Below are 19,517 nucleotides of genomic sequence, written 5' to 3' on the forward strand. Positions count from 1 at the left end.
CTCCTTAATCTTCTGGGCGCTCGGACTGGCGCGGGCGCACCATCACGTGCGCATCCGCCCCGGAAGGTTGGTAATAGTTCTTGCGGATCCCCTGCTTGGCAAAGCCGTAGCGCTCATACAGGCCAATAGCGGGATCATTGCCCACGCGAACTTCGAGGAAGACCGGGGCGTCCTTGAGATCCGCGATATGGCAGATATTGTCCATCATCATCCGCGCGATGCCGCGGCGCTGCGCGGCGGGGTCGACGCCGATGGTGTGGATTTCAAACTCCGGGTCCGCGGCTGGGCCCATCATGCCGATGCCCGCATAGCCCAAAAGCTTTACCGGCGCCGGTTCTTCGATCGCGCCTTCCACCCCGAGATAGAAGTTGAAGGGCTGGGCCATTTCTTCCCGGAAAATCCGGCTGGACCACGGGGTTTCTCCGGGAAATAGGACCTCTTCCAGCTCGGCGCACCGGGGCGCATCGGCCGGGGTCAGCTCGCGCAGCTTCACAGCTCGACCTTCGGAATGGCGGCAGAAAGCTGCTGCTGCTTCGGCGGGACCGCGTCCGGGCGGCGTAGGTACAGCGGCACGACAGGAGCGGGTTCTGCCTCTAGGTCGGCCACGGCAACAAGGGCTGCCGCGGTTGGCTGGGCCGCGCGGTGCGGCAGGGCGGCGAGCAGCTCGGGGAGTTGCTCAGCAAGGCGATCCGGGATGATGACCTCGGCGGTGGAGGTAAGTTCCACCTCGAGTTCGGCCGGTTTCGTGACCGCGGGGCCAGAAATGCGCTGCACACCGGAGTCGGTAGCGCGATAAGTGGCCCAGTAGATCTCCTTGCGGCGAGCATCGGTAGCTACCAAGGCGGTGGCTTCGTCGGCCGCGGCGGCAGGATCTACGTGAAGCTCGGCGGCGGCCGCGATGGCATCGTGGGTGCAGATGCCGTGGAGGGGGATAGAGAGGGCGTCGGCAAGCGCGGAGGCCGTCGCCATACCCACGCGCAACCCGGTAAATGGACCCGGGCCCACGCCGGTGACCACCGCATCGAGATCGGAATACTCCATACCCGCTTCTGCGAGGACCTCGGTGATGGTAGGAATGAGCAGCTCATTATGCGCGCGGGTATCCTCCAACACACGCTCGGTGGTCTGCCCGGTGGCGGTATCCACTACCCCGGTAACGAGGGCGGTGGTAGCCGTATCGATCGCGAGGACGCGCATTAGGCAACCATCTTCCAGGTGCCATCCTCGCGCTGGAAGCCCAGCGGCTGGGTGCCCTGGATCATGGGTACGCCGCCATCAAGGCTCTGGCCCTGCTGCTCCATGGCCTTGACCTGCATGTCAATCATCTCGCACACCTCGACCTTTTCCGGATCCAGCTCTTCGATGAAGGGCTTAGTGCTCTGGGAAATGGCTACCGCGTAGCTCTTGCCTTCCGGCACCGCACCGTCTTCAAAGGTGATGTTCTCGGTATCGATCTGTGCCTCTTTAACCTTGTCTTCGCGCATGCCCGGGCAGATGAAACCAATGGCAGGGTATTCCTCGCCATAGACGTCGGTGGGCATGACGGTCATGACCTCCAAGTTATTTGGCGCCTTGGCCAGCGTGGAGGAGAGGTTTCCCTCTAAGTGGTTTTCCTCGCGCAGTGTGGAGGAAGCAAGAAGAACCATCATGACAACGATAAAGATGGCGATGATGGCGGCGGTGAGGTTGCGAGCGAAATTAGTCATGGGGTGAGTATGGCTCCTTGAAAAATGTTTAAGTATCAGGCGGGCGGCGGTAGTTCTGGCAACCGATGCTACCTGGTTAACCGCAACACAAAACCCACAGGGTAGTGCCTGCCAGTGTAGGCGGGCGACCCTGTGGGTGAGTAATTAACGCGCGATATTGCCGCTATAGCAACAGCAAGAGCAATACCTGCGAGGCAATAATCTTGCCGATAATTGTGGTGGGATAGACCGTGGCCCATCCGCGGCCGGCCAGCTCGGTGCCGGTTTGATCACGAATATAGGCAAAGACTGCGGGGTTGGTGGTCATGCCGGCCGCACAGCCCATGGCTTCGTCCCACTTGAGCTTCAGCACCAGCATGCCGATGACGCCGATCAGGATGGCGGAGACCAACGTGATGATAAGGCCCACGCCCATGATGGTCAGGGAGGATGGATCCGTCAGGGCATCGCGGAAGGAGGCGCCGGCCGAAGTGCCCACGCCGGCGAGGAACAAGGTAAGTCCCATATTGGACAAGGTCTCACGAGTGTGGAATGGCATCTGCCAGTTCAACGGCCCGGTACGGTTGAGGTAGCCCAAGAGCAGGCCGACGACGACGGGGCCGCCACCAAAGCCCAGCTGCAGGGTAGAACCGCCCGGCATCGGAATCGGAATGAGGCCGAGCAGCATACCCAAGGACAGGCCGATGGCCATGGACAACAGGTCCGCATTACCCAACGCGGCCTCAGAGTCGCCGAGGTATTTGCGCACGTACGGCAGGCGGCTCGGGCTGGTGACCACGCGAACGCGATCCGAGTAGTTGAGCACGGTGTCCGGGTGCGGGACGAGGTCCTTATCGCCCTTACGGATACGAGCGATGATAAAGCCGTGGTCGAGGGCCTTGATCTCGCGGACGGACTTACCGGCAATCTCTGGGTTGGACACGGTAACGCGGCTGTACTTGAGACCGGCTTCCTCGGTCAGCTCCACCGGATGTTCTTCACCCAGGATCTCAATGGCCTTATCGACGGCCTCTTCGGAGCCGTTGAGCAGGTATGCTTCACCCTCACACAGCGGCATTTCCGGGACGGCGAGGCGGTGGCGCTCATCATTGGAGATGATACGAGTAGCCACAACGGTCTGGCCGGTAACGCGGTAGATATGGCCAGCGGTGTCATTAAAGTTCTTGGTCAAACGCACGCCCTTGGCCACAAGCTCGGCGGGAATCATGCCCTCTGCGCGGGCATCTTCCTCATGGTTCACCTTGACAACCTTGGCGCCGATGGCGGCGACAAGGATCGCGCCAATCACCGCGCCTGGGTAGGCCAAGGAGTAACCGACGACCGGAGTGGAATCGCCCACCATTTCCACCACAGCGGCCATGCCCGGCGTGGAGGAAAGCGAACCGGCGAACATGCCGACGGCCTCTGGCACGCTCAGGCCAAAGCCACGGATGAGGCCATAGCCCACCGCAACCAAGACAACCAACATACCCAGCATGAAGACGGTGAGCTTCCAGCCGCGGGTTTTAAACTCGCGGACAAAGGAAGGCCCGAAGCTGAGGCCAATGGCATAAACGAAGATCGCCAGACCAAATTGATAGACCAGCGGTGGAATTTGGATATCCGGATTGGCAGTAGATAGACCCAGTGCCACAAACATCGCAGCCGCGGCACCGAGAGAGATGCCGAAGATCTTGATCTTGCCAATCGCTAGACCCACCGCCATGATGACGAAGAGAGAAAGCAAAGGACTTGAGGCGAGAAAATTCAACACCTTAATAGAATTACGTAGTGGTTATACCCGGATCAAGTTAGCTACCCGGTGATAATCATCACTTAAAGCCCCTTAAGGTAAAGGGGTGTGCTATGCAACACCTTGCCAGGACCATGTGAAGCGGCGAACATCCTCTTCTGCGCCGGCATAGTCCGCCGGCTCGCGGTCAATGCTGATAAATAGGTAGCGCTCCGCAATCTGCTCTACTAGTCCCCCGCCCCATTCGGCAATAACCACGGCGTCCTCTAGCTCCGTGTCCAGATCCAGCGCGTCGAGCTCTCCTAGCGGATCCCCGGAATTAGCACCGCCTTCATCGAGCAGGCGGTAGGCATCCACGTGCACAAGGTCCGGCCCGCCCACCGTTGAGCGGTGCACGCGGGCGATAACAAAGGTCGGCGAGGTAACGCGACCTTTAACTTGCATGCCCTTGGCGACGCCCTGCGTCAACGTCGTCTTTCCAGCCCCCAATGGCCCATCCAAGATCACTACATCGCCGGCTTCAAGCGCCGCACCCAGCTCTTCACCAAAGGCATAGGTTTCTTCCACCGTGGATAGGTCGCGGCTGCCGGATTCCGGAAAGCTACTGCGCATCTTCTTCTCCTATATATTCGCGTTCGGTGCGGCCATCGGGCAGGCACACCACCTCATAGTTGATGGTGCCTGCTGCCGCGGCGAGATCCGTGGCCGATACTCCCCCGTTGCCAAAGATCACGGCGTCTTGCCCTGTGTCCACGCCATGCGGGTTCTCACCTAAGTCCACCACAATCTGATCCATGCAGATTCTTCCTACCTGCGGGTAGAGGTGCCCACCAATGCCCACGTGCAGGTCGCCCTGATAGCCGCGCGGCAGACCATCGGCATAACCACAGTCCACTGTGGCCAAAAATCCCGGCTTATCCGCTTTCCAGGTCAATCCGTAGCACGTGCCCTCCCCCGGTTTAATAGGCTTGACGTTAAAAATCTGCCCGGACCAGGTCATGGCCGGGCGCAAGCCGTGTTCGCGTCCTTCGATGGGCTCCAAGCCATAGCAAGCGGCGCCTACGCGCACCTGCTCGAAATAAGAGGAAGGACGCGTCAGTACGGCAGGTGAATTGGCCAGGTGATTGACTGGGCATTCCAAACCAATCTCACGCGCGAGCTGCAAGGCCGTGCGGAACGCCTCCTCTTGGGCGTCATTGTGCGGATTATCCGGCTCATCGGCACACGCAAAGTGGGACATGAGCCCAAGCACCTTGATGTGCGGGGCATCGCGCAACACCTTAAAGGTCTCTGCCCAATCCTCTTCATCCACACCGGAGCGGTGCATGCCGGTTTCCACCTTAACGTATACCTCAGCAGGAAAATCGGCCTTGACCAGCTTATGCGCCTGCTCAAGGGAGTTGACCGCTACCTCGATTCCATTGGCCAAGGCTTCTTCGAGAATTTCATCTGTTTGCCAAATCCACGCCACGATGGGCGCATCCACGCCCGCGCGGCGCAGGTCCACCGCCTCCCGCAGGGTGGCCACGCCAAAGCAATCCGCACCGGCGCGCGCCATCACCGGCACAACCTTGGCCGCGCCGTGCCCGTAGGCATCGGCCTTGACCACGCACATGAGCTTGACCTCAGGCCCCACCTTTTCCTTGATGAGGCGGACGTTGTGCGCAATAGCGGAGAGATCAATCGTGGTTTTCAGCATGCCCACCATTGTGCCACTGCTCACCCTTGTGCAGAATTCGGGCAGGGTGTGGTGCACTGACTCGCGATACCTCCACCTTGGAGTCGGCTCATCCAATGTCTTCTATCGAAACTTGCCTCGTAAGTTCTATCCGCGAACAGAAATCTTCATCATGGCTCACCACTAGCAATGCGCCCCGATAGTTTTTCAAGACCGAGACCAACCAATCAACAGTTGAAATATCAATGTTGTTAGTCGGCTCATCGAGCATTAGCAATTGCGGCGCCGGATCCGCTAAGAGCACTCTGGCGAATTCCGCCCTAAATCTTTCGCCTCCCGAGAGGGTCCCAGTCAATGCATGAACCGAGTCAGATTGAAACAACAACTGAGCAAGCTGATCACGGATGAACTGCGGATCCTCTCGTGGATTCGCGTTAGTAACCACGTCCCATACGCTTAGAGAAGGATCTAATCCAATTCGTTGACGCAAATACCCCGAATTGCCGATCACGTAGCCCGCCTCACCGGAGTTAATTCGGTTTAAGAGCGTGGTCTTGCCACTTCCATTTGGTCCTGACAAGCGCACCCGTTCTGGGCCGACAATCGTCAGCCCAGGAATCGAAATAACCCGCTTTCCTTCCGGCAGCTCAGTTTGTGGCAGCTCGATATAGACCGAATCATCATCTCGTATGTTTCGCTCAGCTCGAGCTAAAGAGCGTTGGGCCTCTTCAACTGCGCCTGAATGGATCTGCGCTCTGCGCGATGCCGTCTTTTCGGATCGCTGCTTATCAAGCTTCATCGTCATGCCTGGTTTGCGCTTCGACTCCGCGAACTTCTTTCCACGGCGCGCATCACGCGCAATCCGTGTTTGCATTGCTTGTCGTTCGCGGAGTTGCTGCTTATAAGTCGCCTTGGCGGTAGATACTGCTTTTTGAGCTACTTCCTGCTCTGCATTAATCGTGGCTAGGTAGTCGGAATAGTTGCCTTGAAAGAAGCGTAGGTTTCCATCCCTTAATTCCGCTACCTCGGCAACTACATCCAACAGGTCTTTGTCATGGCTTACCACTAACACCGGCGCCGTGGCATTTACCAACATATCTTTCAGATGCTTCTTTGCAGTTCCGTCGAGGTTATTGGTCGGTTCATCGAGGATAATGAAATCTGGCTCAGACAAGAACACCGCCACCAAAGCGACGCGGACCGCTTCGCCTCCAGAGAGGCTTTTGATAGGGCGGTCCAACGGGATATCCAATCCGGCGGCGGAAAGGGCAGCGGCAATGCGCTCACCGACGTCCCATTGCTCCCCAATTAACTCATAAAATTCTGGTTCATACTCACCGGCTTCGACTGCGGAAATCGCCGTGAGCACTTGGGTGACACCGAAGATGTCTGCTACTACATCATTTTCATTCCAAGCAAGGTCTTGTGGCAGGTACGCTATCGATTCCGGCTTTTCCACCGTTCCAGCAGTAGGCAAGATTTTGCCAAGGATGACGTTTAACAGAGTTGTCTTTCCTGCACCATTATCCCCAATGAGCGCAGTTAAAGGGCCAGAAAAGGCACCGTTTAGGCCACTGAAGCAGGTGGTGCCATCGGGCCATACTAGGGAAAGGTCGTTCAATAAAATAGGCATGCTTAAATCCGTTCTTCCTTTAGTGTTTTACGCAAAAACACGACGGATGAGCACTGCCTACTCCTTTCACCGACAACAATTGCTCCCAGTAGCATAACAGATTCAAGCTTCAAAGAAATGCCAAAGCCCCCTTACCTCCCACGCAAGAAACGCGGCAAGTAAGGGGGCTTAGTAGGTACCGTTCGGCGTGGATTACTCCACAGTCACGGACTTGGCTAGGTTACGCGGCTGGTCCACGTCGTAGCCCTTGGACTTTGCTACATGGGCGGCAAAGATCTGCAGCGGCACGGTGGCCAGCAGCGGCTGCATGAGGGTCGGCGCCTTCGGGATGCGGATAACGTGGTTAGCGTAATCCTCCACGGCGGTATCGCCTTCTTCCGCAATCACGATGGTGATGGCACCGCGGGCGCGGATCTCCTGGATATTGGAGACAACCTTGGAATGCAGGGAGTCGCGGCCGCGCGGAGACGGCACGATGACGAAGACCGGCTGGCCTTCCTCAATCAGTGCAATCGGGCCGTGCTTGAGCTCGCCGGCGGCAAAGCCCTCGGCGTGCAGGTAGGCGATCTCCTTGAGCTTCAGCGCGCCCTCAAGAGCTACAGGGAAGCCGACGTGGCGGCCCAAGAAGAGCACGGATTCCGCATCCTTCATGGAGTTGGCCAGGTTGGCCACCTGGTCCTCTTCGTCGATGACGTTTTGAACCTTGTCCGGCATGTGGCGCAGCTCAGCAAGAACGCTCTGGATTTCATCGGCGAACATGTTGCCGCGCAGCTGGGCCAGGTAGAGGCCGAGCAGGTAGGTGGCGGTAATCTGCGCCAGGAAAGCCTTGGTGGAGGCCACGGCGATTTCCGGACCGGCGTGGGTGTAGAGCGCGGCATCGGATTCGCGCGGAATGGACGAGCCCTGGGTATTGCAGATGGCGATAACCTTGGCGCCCTGCTGGCGGGCGTGGCGCACGGCCATCAGGGTATCCATGGTCTCGCCGGACTGGGACAGTGCGACAACCAAGGTCTTTTCGTTCACGATTGGATCGCGGTAGCGGAACTCGTGGGCGAGCTCGACCTCGGTAGGAATGCGGCACCAGTGCTCGATGGCATAGCGTGCCACGTGGCCGGCATAGGCGGCGGTACCGCAAGCGATGACGATGATCTTGTCGATGGACTTCAAAACGGTCTCATCGATGCGCAGATCATCGAGGGTCAGCTGGCCCTGTTCGTCGAAGCGGCCGAGCAGGGTATCGCGCACAGCGGCGGGCTGGTCGTGGATTTCCTTTTCCATGAAGGAATCGAAGCCACCCTTTTCGGCAGCGGCAGCATCCCACTTGATTTCAAAAGGCTTGCCCTGTGCAGGGTTGCCCGCATAATCGGTGATTTCTACCTCGTCAGCGGTGATGGTCACGACCTGGTCGTTGTCCATCTCCACGGCGGACTTGGTGTAATCGATGAAGCCGGATACGTCGGAGCCGAGGAAGTTCTCGCCCTCGCCCAGGCCGATAACAAGCGGCGAGTCACGGCGAGCAGCAACGATGCGATCGGCCTGCTCGGCGTGGATGGCCAGCAGGGTGAATGCGCCCTCCAGGCGGGAGCAGGTCAGCTGCATTGCCTTGGTGAGGTCACCAGCGGCCTCGTTGTGGAAGACATCGCCCAGCAACGTAGCGGCAACTTCAGTGTCGGTCTCGGAAACGAAGTTGTAGCCCTTGTCCAAAAGCTCGGACTTGAGCTCGGCAAAGTTCTCAATGATGCCGTTGTGCACCACGGCCAGCTTGCCGCCATCGACCACGTGCGGGTGCGCATTCAGGTCGGTGGGGCCACCATGGGTAGCCCAACGGGTATGGCCAATGCCCAGCACGGAGTCTGGCAATGGGCGGGCCTCAATCTCAGCATCCAGCGCAGCGACCTTACCGGCCTTCTTGCGCCAGCTGATGTCCCCATCGGCGTACATTGCTACGCCAGCGGAGTCATAGCCGCGGTATTCCAAACGGCGCAGCCCTTCCAGAACTACGTCGAGGGCGAAGTAATCACGGTCACCACCAGCGTGACCAATATATCCAACAATTCCACACATGGTTGCTGATTTTACAGCACGTGGAAGAAACCTCTAGGCGGGCGGGGCGTCGGCAAGCGGGGCATAGTGCCCCACCCGCTAGTGCGCTGGGAAAACTAGCGCGTCGCTTGCTCCAAAAGCTCCAGAATGTGGTGATAATCCTCGCCGGTAGCGCGGGTCAGTCCGAGCTCGCAGGTGCGGTTGGTCGAGGCATGATACTGCGCCCCGATCTCCTTGACTTGCGCTGCTTCGGCGCGCGTTGCGGCGTCGGTTAGCTCCGGATGCAACATGCCGCGGTCGCCGGCATAGCCACAGCAATTCCAGTCAGTAGGAATGTGTACCTCGGCCGCGGCGGCGCGGGCTACCTTCTCCACGTCTTCCATCATGCCCAGCTGGAAGGCAGAGCAGGTGGGGTGCACGGTCACGGAGGCCGCCGGATTCTTGACCGCCAGCTGCGGCAGGAGGGTATCGGCTGTAAAGCTAATGGCGTCGATGACGGTAATGCCCACCGACTCCAGCATGTCCTTAAAACCGGCAGTGCAGCTGCTGGCGTCCACGATGACCGGCAGGCGCGCACCATCGGTAGCCTCCATGACGATATCGCGCACGCGCTGTTCCATTGCATCGTGGCCGGCCTGCATGCCCTTAGAAGCCCATGGGGTGCCACAGCAGAGCTTGTCGATGCCCTCCGGAACCTCCAGCGCTACCCCGGCGCGCTCCAAGAGAGCCACGAAGGAATCGGTCGTGCCCTTGCCGCCGCCCTGCGGGCCAAACATGGTGTTCACGCAGGCAGGAAGATAAATACCGGTGGTCTGCGCGTAGCGATCACCCACGCGCCCGGCCAAGCGGCCACGGGACTTGCCACCCTTGCCCAGCTCCGGCTGGTACTGCGGCAGGTTATCGGTGCCGATGAGGCTGCGGCCCACGTCGGTGACCTTCTTGACCAGCTCGGTAGGCAGCAGGTGCGCGCCGGTCAGCGCCAGCCCAGCGCCTTGGCTAACCACCTGCCAGTTCTTGGCGGCAGCGCCCCACAGCTTTTGCTGCGCCGGCTGGGCCTCCTCGCGGCGCAGGCGCTTGATGAACTTACCGGTATCGATGCCCACTGGGCAGGCGGTGCGGCACATGGAATCCACCGCGCAGGTCTCGATGCCCATGTATTCATAGGCCTCATCCAGCTCGGCTACGAGCTGGCTATCGCCGGCTTCTTCCGCGCGCTTGCGGGCGCGGCGCACCACAATGCGTTGGCGTGGAGTCAGCGTGAGATCGCGCGACGGGCAAACCGGCTCGCAGTAGCCGCACTCCACGCAGCGGTCCACTTCCTCTTCCACGGTGGGGTTGAGCTTGATGTTTTTGATGTGCGCGTCTGGGTCATCATCCAAGATGACGCCTGGGTTCATCGTGTTGGTGGGATCGCAGGCCCGCTTGAGTTCTTGCATGACCGCGTAGAGTTCGTCGCCGTACTGGCGGCGCACATACGGCGCCATGGCGCGGCCGGTGCCGTGCTCGGCCTTGAGGTTGCCCTCGGCCGAGAGAACCAAGTCCACCATGCCCTCGTTGAAATCGTTATACCGACCAATGGCGTCATCGCCTTCAAAGCGGTCCGTAAGCAGGAAGTGGATATTGCCGTCCTTGGCGTGGCCGAAAATGACGGCATCGTCATAGCCATACTGAGCAAAGAGTTCCTGCAGGGAAGAACAGGTATCAGCCAGGTCCCCCACGGGCACGACGATATCTTCCAAGAGCGCGGTTGTACCGGACGGGCGTGCCTCAGCGACCTGGGCATACAGGCCCTTGCGGAAGCTCCATGCCGTATTGCGCGAAGCGGTATCGGCCGAGAAGGCGGCTGGCGATTGCAGCGGCAGCTCGCGCAGAAGCTGCGAGCCCTTTCCTTCCTTCTCTCGCAGTTCTTCTTCCGCGTCGGCGTGGTACTCAATGAGCAGTGCGGCCTGCTTGTCCACATCAAAACCGGTGATGGCCTGCGGGACCTTGTCAAAGCCTTGGCCCACGCGAATGGAGGCAGAGTCCATTAGCTCCAGGGTGGCCGCCCCGGTATCTAGCAGGGCCGGCAGAGACTTGGTGGCGGCGGTGAGATCATCAAAGACAGCCACCGTGGTGGTGGTCAGCTTGGAAATGGGCACGGTGCGGAATACCGCCTCAGCGATGAAGGCCAGGGTTCCCTCCGAGCCGATGAGCAGGTGCTCAAAGAGCTTGACCGGGCTATCAAAATCCAGGAAGGAATTGAGGCCATAGCCCATCGTGTTTTTCAGCTGGAAATGGCGGCGGATAATGTCCACGGACTCCTGGTTATCGCGCACGCGGCGCTGCAGGCGGATCAGCGTGTCCACCAGCTCTGGTTCCTGCTGTTGGAACTGCCGGTCAGCATCCGCATCGGCGGTATTAATCACCGTGCCGGTAGGCAGCACAAACGTTAGCGATTCCAGAGTGTTATACGTATTGAGCTCGGTACCGCAGGCCATACCGGAAGAGTTATTGGCCACCACGCCACCGATGGTGCAGGCAGATTCACTGGCCGGATCCGGGCCAAGCTTGCGATTGCGCAGACCCAGGCGGGCGTTGACTTGGCGCACCGTCGCGCCGGGCTGGACGCGCACGCGCTTGCCCTCATCCAATACCTCGATGCCGCGGAAGTGCTTGCGTACGTCCACCAGGTAGCCATCGCCGGAAGCCTGGCCGGCAAGGGAGGTACCGCCGGAGCGCAGGGTGACCGGAACATTCTGCTGCCGGCCCGCGCGGAAGATGGCGGCCACGTGTTCAGCCGAGCGGGCCTCAATGACTGCCTTGGGGGTGTACAGGTAGTGCGAGGCGTCGGAGGCATGTGCCACGCGGTCAATGACCTCGGTCTTTACCTCCATCCCATAACGAGTAGAAAGTTCTTCCACATCAACGACGCCGGTAGTCATGTACCGCAGCCCGCCTTCCCAGAAATAAAAAGAGTATGTAGTTGCCCACACATTGCACTCCCCTGCGCACAGGCGCGCAAGTTAGGAGGGGCTTAGCAAAGCCTTTCCACCACACCCGTGGCTCGGCTGAATACTGCGCAGACATTTCTCAGATAAACCCGCACCCTTTCCCGCCTGGCGGGTGATCTTCATCTATCCTGGAATGCGTGTCTGCGAATTTGAATAAACATCTAGCAACGTTGTCGAAGCGCGGTCGCAACCGAGTTTTGGTTGGCGACCTTGACTATGCCGGAATCACCGGCAAGGTTTATACCCCCGCGGAGGGCCAAAGCCTGCCCGCCGTGGCCTTTGGCCATGACTGGATGCACAAGATTAAGGATTACCACGCCACCCTGCGCCACTTGGCTAGCTGGGGCATCGTCGTGGTAGCCCCCGATTCCGAGACCGGCCCCTTCCCCAACCACCGCAACTTGGCCGCGGATATGGAATCTGCGCTGCAGATTGCCGCTGGGGTGAAGCTTGGCGCTGGCAATATTACGGTCTCCCCGGGCAAGCTCGGCATGATTGGCCACGGCATGGGCGGTGGCACGGCCGTGCTTGGCGCCTTGGATAACCAGAAGGTCGCCGCCGTCGCCGCCATTTACCCTTCCGTCACCGCGCCGTCTGCGGTGCAGGCAGCCCGCCGCATTACTACCCCAGGCTTGGTCATTGGCGCCGGCCAGGAAGACATTTTCAACGCCGGCAACCCCGCCAAGCTGGCGCATAACTGGAATGGCCCAGTCTGCTTCCGCGCCATCGACAAGGGCAGCCACGCCGGCTTTACCGAAGATCGCCTGCGCAAGCTGGCCATCGGCACCGCCGCATTCCAATCCGGCCCCACCGAAATCGCCCGCGGCTTGGTCACCGGCTTCCTGCTGGCCACCCTAAACGGCGATTCCACCTATGACGCCTTTGCGGATCCAGAGGCAAGCGCCAAGAAGGTCCAAAGCCTCGTAGGCGAAGACTTGGCCGAGCGCGCCGGCGTCACCCGCGACGCCTAAGGTATTAACCCCGCCGCAGCACAGATTGCACCTGCCCCGACGCGTTCCTTGAGCGCGCCGGGGCAGCGCCATATCTGGGCCTTGACATCGCCGCCGCTTGCCGACGCCCCACCTGCCCCTTCTCCCTTCGCGCCTCCTGCATGGCCTTATCCGCGGACTTTTCTAGCTCGTCTTGCGCTTTCGCCAGCGTTTTTTCAAATTCCAGCAGGCGTTTAGCCGTCCTTTCCCGAAAGCCCTGCGCAAATTCTGCGAAGTCGTTATTCATTACCACTGACCTGCCTTTCGTGCCTTAATGGTTGGTTCTTCTGGCGCGGGTGCCGCCTCCTGCTGCGGCGCTGGTGCCGGTGCCGGTGCTTCTTCTGGAGCCGGCTGCGGTTCCGGTGCCGGTGCTGGTTCAGGAGCCGGAGCTGGGGCTGGTGACGGTGCCTCTGCTGGACCGGCCGCCTGGAGGTGTGCCACCTTTTCTGGTGGCGGCGTTGGCTCCTCTACCTGAGACAGCTCAGGAGGCGGCGCCATAACGCCATCATCACTAGCTGGCTCGGGTTCGGGGCATGGCTCCGGCTCCGGCTCGGGTTCGGGTTCGGGTTCGGGCTCAGGTTCCGGGCAGGGATCTGGTTCTGGCTCTGGCTGAGGCTCAGGGACGGGGTCCGGTTCAGGCTCTTGCACCGGGCAATCCGCGTCGGACATGTTCTCCAGGCACTGCGCGGCGCCTTCCACAATGAGGCCCACGCCTACTAAAGCGATTCCGGCCCCTACCAGGCCGAGACTGCCACTGCAGGAGGATTCAATTCCACAGCCTTCTGAGCTGGTTTGGGTCGTTTCCACACATTCTTCGGTATTTCCCGCGGTATTTTCAGGGCAGAGTGTTTCCTCCCCTGCGCCCGAGTCAGAAGCGGGTTCTGTATCCATGTCTGGTTTAGGTTTCGGCTCAGGCTGAGGTTCAGGTTCCGGGCACGGTTCTTCTACTTGCTGTGGCTGTTCTGGCGGCTCCTGCGGCGGAATGATCTCCGCCTGTGCCGGCCTGGTGATCTCTACTTCGCGCTGGGACTGCGATGGACGCTCAGTTAATGATTGTTCGGTGCACTCTTGGCAACGGCAGCCGAGACCGTGTTCGGCAGTGGTCTCCGTGTGCACTTCCGTCTTGGCTGCAGGCTCGGGCTCGGGGCATTCCCTTGGCGGGACGGGTGGTGGCGAAGGAGGCGTCGGCTGTGGCGGCGTGGAAGTCGTCTGGCTCGATTCTTGCTTTGAGTCAGGCTCCGGCATGGGCGTGGGCTCTGGTGGGCACTCCACCTGGGCCGGCTCGGTGGGCTGCGACGGCGGAGGCGGGCATTCTTCCTTCGGCATCGGCTTAGTGGGAGTAGGAGTCTCCGGGCATTGCTCTACCGGTGCAGGGCAGGCATCATCTGTAGGTTTAGCCGGCGTCGGGCATTCTTCCGGCATTGGGCGCTCGCAGACGCATTCGCAACGCGATTCAAACTCGTTATAGCAGGACTCAATCGCATCATCGCGGTCACGGCAGGTGCTAGCGATATTGTGATTCGTCTCTTCGATAACGCGCCCGCCAATGGTGGAAAGAATCGGGATGATAAACCTGGCCAGCGGGTGCTTGGTAGCCACCATGGACAAGATATTCAACAGTGGGATGACCGCAGAGATGAGCTCGGTTAGGGCGGTGTCGGAGACATCGACGACGTCGGCAATAGCGCCCGAGCACTGCTGCGCCGAACTGGTGAGATGGGCAGCATCCTGGCGGTCAATGTCAAAGTCTTCCTGCACGCCGCACAGGTGCTCGCGCATGGCGCCCTGAGCAACCTCGGAATCATCTTGCTGCAAATAGCCCGCTAGTCCAGCACCGCCTCCCTTCGGGCGGTTTCCGCCCACGGCCGCAACGGTGTTTTTCACCAGGTTTTCGGGCGCGATGCCGTCCACCGCACCGACTAGCTCCCCCAGTAGGTTCATCGGCATGCTGGGGCCCTGGTAGTTTCCCAAGCATGCGAATTGGAATTGGGAAATCGCGTTGGAATAGTCCCCCAGCAGGGATTTTGTCAGCGTACTCACTTGCTGTCCGCCTCCCCGCCGCGCGCAAAGGAGCTGCCGAAGGACTCATCAAAATCGGCAAAGGCGCGCACCTGTTCATGGGCGGCATGGGCGGTGGCAGATAAATTATCCAACCTCTGCCCGCCGCGCTCATGGATGCGCGCCAAGACATTGCGAATGCGCTCACCGTGGCCGCCAAAGTTGCGTCCAGCCGCGGCCACCGGAAAATCCGGTACCTCGGCCCGGTGGGCATCGCGTTGTTCGTCGTTATCGGCTACGACCTGCCGTAGTGCGGACATCGCCTCCGAGGGGCGAAGAAAAACCTCAGACACTGGTGTATTCCCCCAAATCCATATGCGGTAAAAGTTCTCACCTTCATTGGACTGGGGATTGCGCCAAATGGTTCCCTAGGATGCCAAAATTCTTCCGCACCCGGCGGTTGCGCTAGACCGAGGAAACGATGGCGGAAAGCCTCCCGGCAACTTTGCGTGCCTGCTCCTTATCGGCGGCCTCCACCATGACGCGGAAAACCTCCTCAGTGCCGGAGGGGCGCAACAGGACGCGGCCGGTTTCGCCGAGTTCTTCCTCAGCCTGGGCAATGGCTTCTTGTACTTCGGGGGCGTCCATGATGACACCCTTATCAGAAACCGGCACGTTAATGAGCACCTGCGGCAGCACGGTCATCACCGATGCCAATTCCTTTAGGGACTTCCCGGACTTGGCCATGCGCGCCATGATGGACAGACCAGTAAGCGTGCCGTCGCCAGTCGTGCAATCATCTGGCAACACGACGTGGCCAGACTGCTCGCCGCCCAAGGAGAAATCGCCGCGGTTGAGCTCTTCCAGCACGTAGCGGTCGCCTACTGCGGTGTGGCGCACCTCGATGCCTTGTTCCTGCATGGCTAGCTTCAGGCCCAGGTTAGACATGACGGTTGCTACCAGAGTGTTGTAGCGCAGGTCATTGTCCTCCTTCATGCCTACGGCCAGCAGCGCCATAATCTGGTCACCGTCCACAACATTGCCCTCGGCATCCACAGCCAGGCAACGGTCGGCGTCGCCATCGTGGGCCAGGCCCAGATCGGCGCCATGCTCGACGACGGCCGCCTGTGCCTTTTCAATGTGCGTCGAACCGCAGTCCTCATTGATATTGAAGGCATTCGGCTTGTTGTGGATAGCAATTACCTCTGCGCCAGCCGCCTCGTAGGCGATCGGAGCAACCTTGGAGGCCGCACCATTGGCGGTGTCTACGACCACCTTGATGCCGCTGAGGTCGGTGGAGACCACTTCCTTCAAGTGGTTGAGGTAGCGCTCGCGTCCGTCCGGGGCCTCCGAGATGATACGGCCCAGCTTGGTGCCGGTCGGGCCATCCTCGGTGAGGTTTTCCATGGTGGCTTGAATCTGATCTTCTACCTCGTCCGGCAGCTTCTTACCGCCTGCGGAGAAGAACTTGATGCCGTTGTCTGGCATCGGGTTGTGGGAGGCGGAAATCATCACGCCGAGATCCGCACCATAGTCATCCGTCAGGTAGGCAATCGCCGGCGTCGGCAGCACGCCCACGCGCACCACGTCCACGCCGCGGGAAGCCAGACCGGACGCAATCGCTGCATCCAGCATCTCGCCAGATACACGCGGGTCGCGGCCAATAATGGCCAGCGGCTGGCGCTCGTAGGATTCACGCTTGGCGGTAAATACCTCCGCAGCGGCCTGGCCTAGTTGCAAGGCCAGAATTGGGGTCAGCTTCTTGTTCGCGAGGCCGCGAACGCCATCGGTTCCAAAAAGTCGAGTCATGCAGTCAATTATGCACTCCTGTGCCCATCGATTACATGTTGGGGCGGTTTAGGCGGAGGCAAGCTTCTGGTTTATCAATGCGTTGAGTGAAATTCCTTCCGTCCTTGCTTCCATGACCAGCTTGCGATGCAGCGACGGAGAGGTTCGAACGTTGAATTTTCCCGAATATGACCGAGCCCCCAACGGCTGAGGGATGGTTTCTCCTGACACCTGCATATCTTCTACTACTTCCGCAACCAACTTCAGAAGTTCCTGCTCTGCACAGCTACGGTCAGAATCCAGCCACGATAGTGAAGGAAACTCGGCAACCGTCGCCACAAACTCATTATCCTCTTCAGACCAGAAGACTTGATAGGTGTATTTGCTGACGTCCATTTTCATCTTCTTTCTTGCTCGGTTTGTAGTTTTTGTACCGCTTTAAGAACTTGGCGAACTTGGTAAGCTTTCGCTTTTCCTTTCGCGCTCTGAATATTCACTCGGGGATCTCCACGCCATGGCGTCTTATACGTTCTGTGCGACGTGCCTTTGCTGCTTCTTCGCTCAAAAAAATAGTCACACACACTTACTAGATCCGAAAAAGCTATGTTCACTGGGCTTCTTTTCATTTTGGCCAAGATTTCTTCTACGCTGCTACCCACAATTAATCAGTACCACATATAGTACTACCGTGCAGAGGTGTCATTCTCCTCTGCCGAAGCTCAAAACGACGAAAGCCGCCGCCTCCCAAAGGAAGCAGCGGCTTTGCGTAGCGCTTGCGCGCGCAGTAGAAGCGAGATTAACGCTTGGAGTACTGCGGTGCGCGACGTGCCTTGTGCAGACCAGCCTTCTTACGCTCAACTGCACGAGCATCTCGGGTGAGCAGACCAGCCTTCTTGAGGGCGGTGCGGTCAGCCGGGTTGTAGATGTTCAGTGCACGAGCGATAGCCAGACGCAGGGCGCCAGCCTGACCGGTTGGGCCGCCGCCGTTAACGGTGACCTTGAGGTCGAACTGGTTCTCGCGCTCCAGCAGGGTCAGCGGAGTGAGGATATCCTGCTGGTGCAGCTTGTTCGGGAAGTACTCGCCGAACTCGCGGCCGTTAACCACAATCTGGCCGGAGCCAGCAACGAGGCGAACACGGGCGACGGCGCGCTTACGGCGACCGACGGTCTGGATCGGGCCCTCGTGTACCGGAGCGGCAGCCTCGACCTCTTCGGTCTCGGCCGGTGCGATGGAATCACCGATGGTGTTGGTGAACTCTTCGGTAGCGGCGCTTGCTGCAGCGATGTCAGCAGCGTCGGCTACGTTGTTGTCGATGTTCTGCTCAGACATTACTGTGCCACCTGCTTAAACTCGAAGGTTTCCGGCTTCTGGCCGGCGTACGGGTGCTCTTCGCCTGCGAAGACGTGCAGCTTCTTGATGGAAGCGCGGGAGAGCTTGTTGTGCGGCATCATGCCGGCAACGGATTCTTCGATAACGCGAACCGGGTTGGCGTCCAAAGACTGACCCAGGGTCATGGACTTCAGGCCGCCCGGGTAACCGGAGTGGCGGTAGCGCATCTCGCGGCCGCGCTTGGTGGAAGAAACGTGGATCTTGTCAGCGTTGATGATGATGACGTGGTCACCAGCGTCAACGTTCGGTGCGAACTGTGGCTTGTGCTTGCCGCGCAGCAGGTCTGCAACGGTGGAAGCGAGCTTGCCCAGCACCACATCAGTAGCGTCGATGACGTACCACTTGCGGGTGATGTCACCGCTCTTTGGGTGGAAAGTAGACAATTTGACTCCTTGAAAGTCTGTCTCGGAACTGCCGGCCAGCGCTAAGCATCCATTCACTCCCGTACAGCGGCCGGTGGAGACCTGCAGGGAGCGCTTCGCCAGCTGCTTGCCGACGAGCGAACACATAGGTCTCCTACCCTACTTGCTCACCTGCCCAAAGACCAAAACACCGAAACCGGCACCTTCCGCGGCTCAAACGGGAGGTGCCGGCTCGTGGGTACGGATTAGAAAGGTACGACTTCAAAGAGTGGAAGAGATAGCAAGAGAAATGAACTAGAAAAGGAGTACTCACGCTGGTTTCTTGGCCAGGGCTGCGGCTGCGTCCGCCTCCTGCCACGCGGGTGTGGTCAGTGGCACCGCAGCCCCCACGGGGACAGCGTGGAACCGTGCAAATAGAGTGTGGATTTAACCCCAGCTTGCGGCGGCGCGACGGTTGACGTCGCTCATTGCATCATTGCCCTGCGAGACGGTCTTGGAGATGGTGGCGAGCACGGTGTTGAGTTCCTGGGACGCGTTGTCCCACTTGGCCTGCGCTTGGTTATAAGCCACGGCGGACTCGCCTTCCCAGGTGCTCACCATGGGCTGAAGGCGCGCCTTCAGGTCTGCCAGGGTGCTGTTGATGCGACCAGAGGTGGCGTTGATATCGGCTGCGGCGGAAGAAATGGCACCGAATTCGTACTTGATCTCGGACATGTGGTGATGGATTCCCTTCTGTGAATCTATAGCTTTTGGGCTGCGGAGTAGTGAAGTGTGCGGTGCGGTTTAGAGGGCGAGCCCGCCGCCCACGTTGGAGAAGGCCTGGGTGTTTTCTGCTTCCACGTTGTCGAAATTGTGGGCATTGCTGCGGATATTGTCAGAGATAGAAGCCAAGGCCTCGCGCAGCTGCTGCGCAGAGGTGTTGTAGCGCTGCATCAGGTCATCGAAGGAGACCTGCGCCTGGCCGGCCCAGCTGCCGCGGACGGAGTCGACGACGCCCTGCAGGCGGGTGAGCTCACCCTGGACTTCATCGTTGGTGTTATCGACTTTGCCGGCGGTGGCAATCATGACATCGGCTTGTGTCTTGAAAGTCTGAGACATAAGAGTGCGCCCCTCCTTAGGGCGGATGAGATTGTGTGTATTTCCCCCGAAAAAGCAGCTGTGCTTCGCATCTGTGCTTTCTCACCTTTATTGGACTGAACTTTCCGCCA

19 protein-coding genes are annotated in these 19,517 nt (G+C 59.6%); 1 reads left to right on the forward strand and 18 read right to left on the reverse strand.

All coding sequences use genetic code 11. The features are described from left to right. Nucleotides 1-4: 4 nt before the first annotated feature. The 9 genes from rimI to QP909_RS02230 form a co-directional block, all read right to left on the reverse strand. On the reverse strand, nucleotides 5-493 hold the full coding sequence (rimI, locus tag QP909_RS02190) for a ribosomal protein S18-alanine N-acetyltransferase (RefSeq protein WP_239235107.1): 489 nt from the start codon (nucleotides 491-493) through the stop codon (nucleotides 5-7). Next, complete coding sequence (gene tsaB, locus QP909_RS02195; protein ID WP_284765985.1) at nucleotides 490-1,197, reverse strand: tRNA (adenosine(37)-N6)-threonylcarbamoyltransferase complex dimerization subunit type 1 TsaB; 708 nt, start codon at nucleotides 1,195-1,197, stop codon at nucleotides 490-492. The genes rimI and tsaB overlap by 4 nt, the downstream gene beginning before the upstream one ends. Continuing rightward, entirely contained in the window at nucleotides 1,197-1,706 is a 510-nt protein-coding gene (locus QP909_RS02200; protein WP_284765986.1) for a hypothetical protein, read from the reverse strand. Before QP909_RS02200 ends, tsaB begins: the two co-directional genes overlap by 1 nt. A 163-nt stretch (nucleotides 1,707-1,869) precedes the next feature. Continuing rightward, nucleotides 1,870-3,459 carry an aspartate:alanine exchanger family transporter gene (locus QP909_RS02205; protein WP_284765987.1) on the reverse strand — a complete coding sequence of 530 codons (1,590 nt, stop codon included), beginning with the start codon at nucleotides 3,457-3,459 and terminating at the stop codon, nucleotides 1,870-1,872. A gap of 90 nt (nucleotides 3,460-3,549) precedes the next feature. Continuing rightward, on the reverse strand, nucleotides 3,550-4,050 hold the full coding sequence (gene tsaE / locus QP909_RS02210) for a tRNA (adenosine(37)-N6)-threonylcarbamoyltransferase complex ATPase subunit type 1 TsaE (protein ID WP_284765988.1): 501 nt from the start codon (nucleotides 4,048-4,050) through the stop codon (nucleotides 3,550-3,552). Then, entirely contained in the window at nucleotides 4,040-5,143 is a 1,104-nt protein-coding gene (gene alr, locus QP909_RS02215; protein WP_284766166.1) for an alanine racemase, read from the reverse strand. Before alr ends, tsaE begins: the two co-directional genes overlap by 11 nt. An 82-nt stretch (nucleotides 5,144-5,225) precedes the next feature. Further along, a complete protein-coding gene (locus QP909_RS02220) occupies nucleotides 5,226-6,749 on the reverse strand; it encodes an ABC-F family ATP-binding cassette domain-containing protein (protein WP_284765989.1) in 1,524 nt (507 codons plus the stop codon). Between the two features lie 192 nt (nucleotides 6,750-6,941). Next, nucleotides 6,942-8,813, reverse strand: a complete 1,872-nt coding sequence (gene glmS, locus QP909_RS02225) for a glutamine--fructose-6-phosphate transaminase (isomerizing) (RefSeq protein ID WP_284765990.1) — start codon at nucleotides 8,811-8,813, stop codon at nucleotides 6,942-6,944. A 95-nt stretch (nucleotides 8,814-8,908) separates the two neighbouring features. Next, nucleotides 8,909-11,713: an FAD-binding and (Fe-S)-binding domain-containing protein gene (locus tag QP909_RS02230; protein ID WP_284765991.1), complete on the reverse strand. Its 2,805-nt coding sequence runs from the start codon at nucleotides 11,711-11,713 to the stop codon at nucleotides 8,909-8,911. A gap of 206 nt (nucleotides 11,714-11,919) precedes the next feature. On the opposite strand from QP909_RS02230, the gene QP909_RS02235 reads away from it, so the two are divergent. Further along, nucleotides 11,920-12,753, forward strand: coding sequence for a dienelactone hydrolase family protein (locus tag QP909_RS02235; RefSeq protein ID WP_284765992.1), 834 nt, complete (start codon nucleotides 11,920-11,922; stop codon nucleotides 12,751-12,753). Between the two features lie 4 nt (nucleotides 12,754-12,757). On the opposite strand, the gene QP909_RS02240 is transcribed toward QP909_RS02235, so the two are convergent. The 9 genes from QP909_RS02240 to QP909_RS02285 all read right to left on the reverse strand — a co-directional run bounded on the left by QP909_RS02240 (nucleotide 12,758) and on the right by QP909_RS02285 (nucleotide 19,407). Further along, nucleotides 12,758-13,018, reverse strand: a complete 261-nt coding sequence (locus tag QP909_RS02240) for a hypothetical protein (protein WP_284765993.1) — start codon at nucleotides 13,016-13,018, stop codon at nucleotides 12,758-12,760. Continuing rightward, entirely contained in the window at nucleotides 13,018-14,811 is a 1,794-nt protein-coding gene (locus tag QP909_RS02245; protein WP_284765994.1) for a hypothetical protein, read from the reverse strand. The genes QP909_RS02240 and QP909_RS02245 overlap by 1 nt, the downstream gene beginning before the upstream one ends. Next, complete coding sequence (locus QP909_RS02250) at nucleotides 14,808-15,122, reverse strand: hypothetical protein (protein WP_225745951.1); 315 nt, start codon at nucleotides 15,120-15,122, stop codon at nucleotides 14,808-14,810. Before QP909_RS02250 ends, QP909_RS02245 begins: the two co-directional genes overlap by 4 nt. 112 nt (nucleotides 15,123-15,234) lie before the next feature. After that, nucleotides 15,235-16,578, reverse strand: a complete 1,344-nt coding sequence (glmM, locus tag QP909_RS02255) for a phosphoglucosamine mutase (protein ID WP_225745952.1) — start codon at nucleotides 16,576-16,578, stop codon at nucleotides 15,235-15,237. Nucleotides 16,579-16,626: 48 nt separating this feature from the next. Further along, complete coding sequence (locus QP909_RS02260) at nucleotides 16,627-16,953, reverse strand: type II toxin-antitoxin system HicB family antitoxin (protein WP_005328036.1); 327 nt, start codon at nucleotides 16,951-16,953, stop codon at nucleotides 16,627-16,629. A 400-nt stretch (nucleotides 16,954-17,353) separates the two neighbouring features. Beyond that, nucleotides 17,354-17,887: a 30S ribosomal protein S9 gene (gene rpsI, locus QP909_RS02270; protein ID WP_204610198.1), complete on the reverse strand. Its 534-nt coding sequence runs from the start codon at nucleotides 17,885-17,887 to the stop codon at nucleotides 17,354-17,356. Beyond that, nucleotides 17,887-18,330 (reverse strand): 50S ribosomal protein L13, encoded by a 444-nt coding sequence (gene rplM, locus QP909_RS02275; protein ID WP_034668278.1) that lies wholly within the window; start codon nucleotides 18,328-18,330, stop codon nucleotides 17,887-17,889. Before rplM ends, rpsI begins: the two co-directional genes overlap by 1 nt. Nucleotides 18,331-18,735: 405 nt before the next feature. Next, complete coding sequence (locus QP909_RS02280) at nucleotides 18,736-19,023, reverse strand: WXG100 family type VII secretion target (protein ID WP_284765995.1); 288 nt, start codon at nucleotides 19,021-19,023, stop codon at nucleotides 18,736-18,738. Nucleotides 19,024-19,092: 69 nt separating this feature from the next. Continuing rightward, nucleotides 19,093-19,407, reverse strand: coding sequence for a WXG100 family type VII secretion target (locus QP909_RS02285; protein WP_225745954.1), 315 nt, complete (start codon nucleotides 19,405-19,407; stop codon nucleotides 19,093-19,095). Nucleotides 19,408-19,517: the final 110 nt, after the last annotated feature.

Origin of the sequence: Corynebacterium sp. MSK195 (assembly GCF_030228885.1) — a bacterium.
Lineage (GTDB): Bacteria > Actinomycetota > Actinomycetes > Mycobacteriales > Mycobacteriaceae > Corynebacterium.

Excerpts from the sequence above, each read along its gene's own strand:
- tsaB (WP_284765985.1), bottom strand. The coding sequence starts at position 1,197 with ATGCGCGTCCTCGCGATCGATACGGCTACCACCGCCCTCGTTACCGGG.
- QP909_RS02200 (WP_284765986.1), bottom strand. The coding sequence starts at position 1,706 with ATGACTAATTTCGCTCGCAACCTCACCGCCGCCATCATCGCCATCTTT.
- tsaE (WP_284765988.1), bottom strand. The coding sequence starts at position 4,050 with ATGCGCAGTAGCTTTCCGGAATCCGGCAGCCGCGACCTATCCACGGTG.
- QP909_RS02220 (WP_284765989.1), bottom strand. The coding sequence starts at position 6,749 with ATGCCTATTTTATTGAACGACCTTTCCCTAGTATGGCCCGATGGCACC.
- glmS (WP_284765990.1), bottom strand. The coding sequence starts at position 8,813 with ATGTGTGGAATTGTTGGATATATTGGTCACGCTGGTGGTGACCGTGAT.
- QP909_RS02230 (WP_284765991.1), bottom strand. The coding sequence starts at position 11,713 with ATGACTACCGGCGTCGTTGATGTGGAAGAACTTTCTACTCGTTATGGG.
- QP909_RS02240 (WP_284765993.1), bottom strand. The coding sequence starts at position 13,018 with ATGAATAACGACTTCGCAGAATTTGCGCAGGGCTTTCGGGAAAGGACG.
- glmM (WP_225745952.1), bottom strand. The coding sequence starts at position 16,578 with ATGACTCGACTTTTTGGAACCGATGGCGTTCGCGGCCTCGCGAACAAG.
- QP909_RS02260 (WP_005328036.1), bottom strand. The coding sequence starts at position 16,953 with ATGGACGTCAGCAAATACACCTATCAAGTCTTCTGGTCTGAAGAGGAT.
- rpsI (WP_204610198.1), bottom strand. The coding sequence starts at position 17,887 with ATGTCTGAGCAGAACATCGACAACAACGTAGCCGACGCTGCTGACATC.
- QP909_RS02280 (WP_284765995.1), bottom strand. The coding sequence starts at position 19,023 with ATGTCCGAGATCAAGTACGAATTCGGTGCCATTTCTTCCGCCGCAGCC.
- QP909_RS02285 (WP_225745954.1), bottom strand. The coding sequence starts at position 19,407 with ATGTCTCAGACTTTCAAGACACAAGCCGATGTCATGATTGCCACCGCC.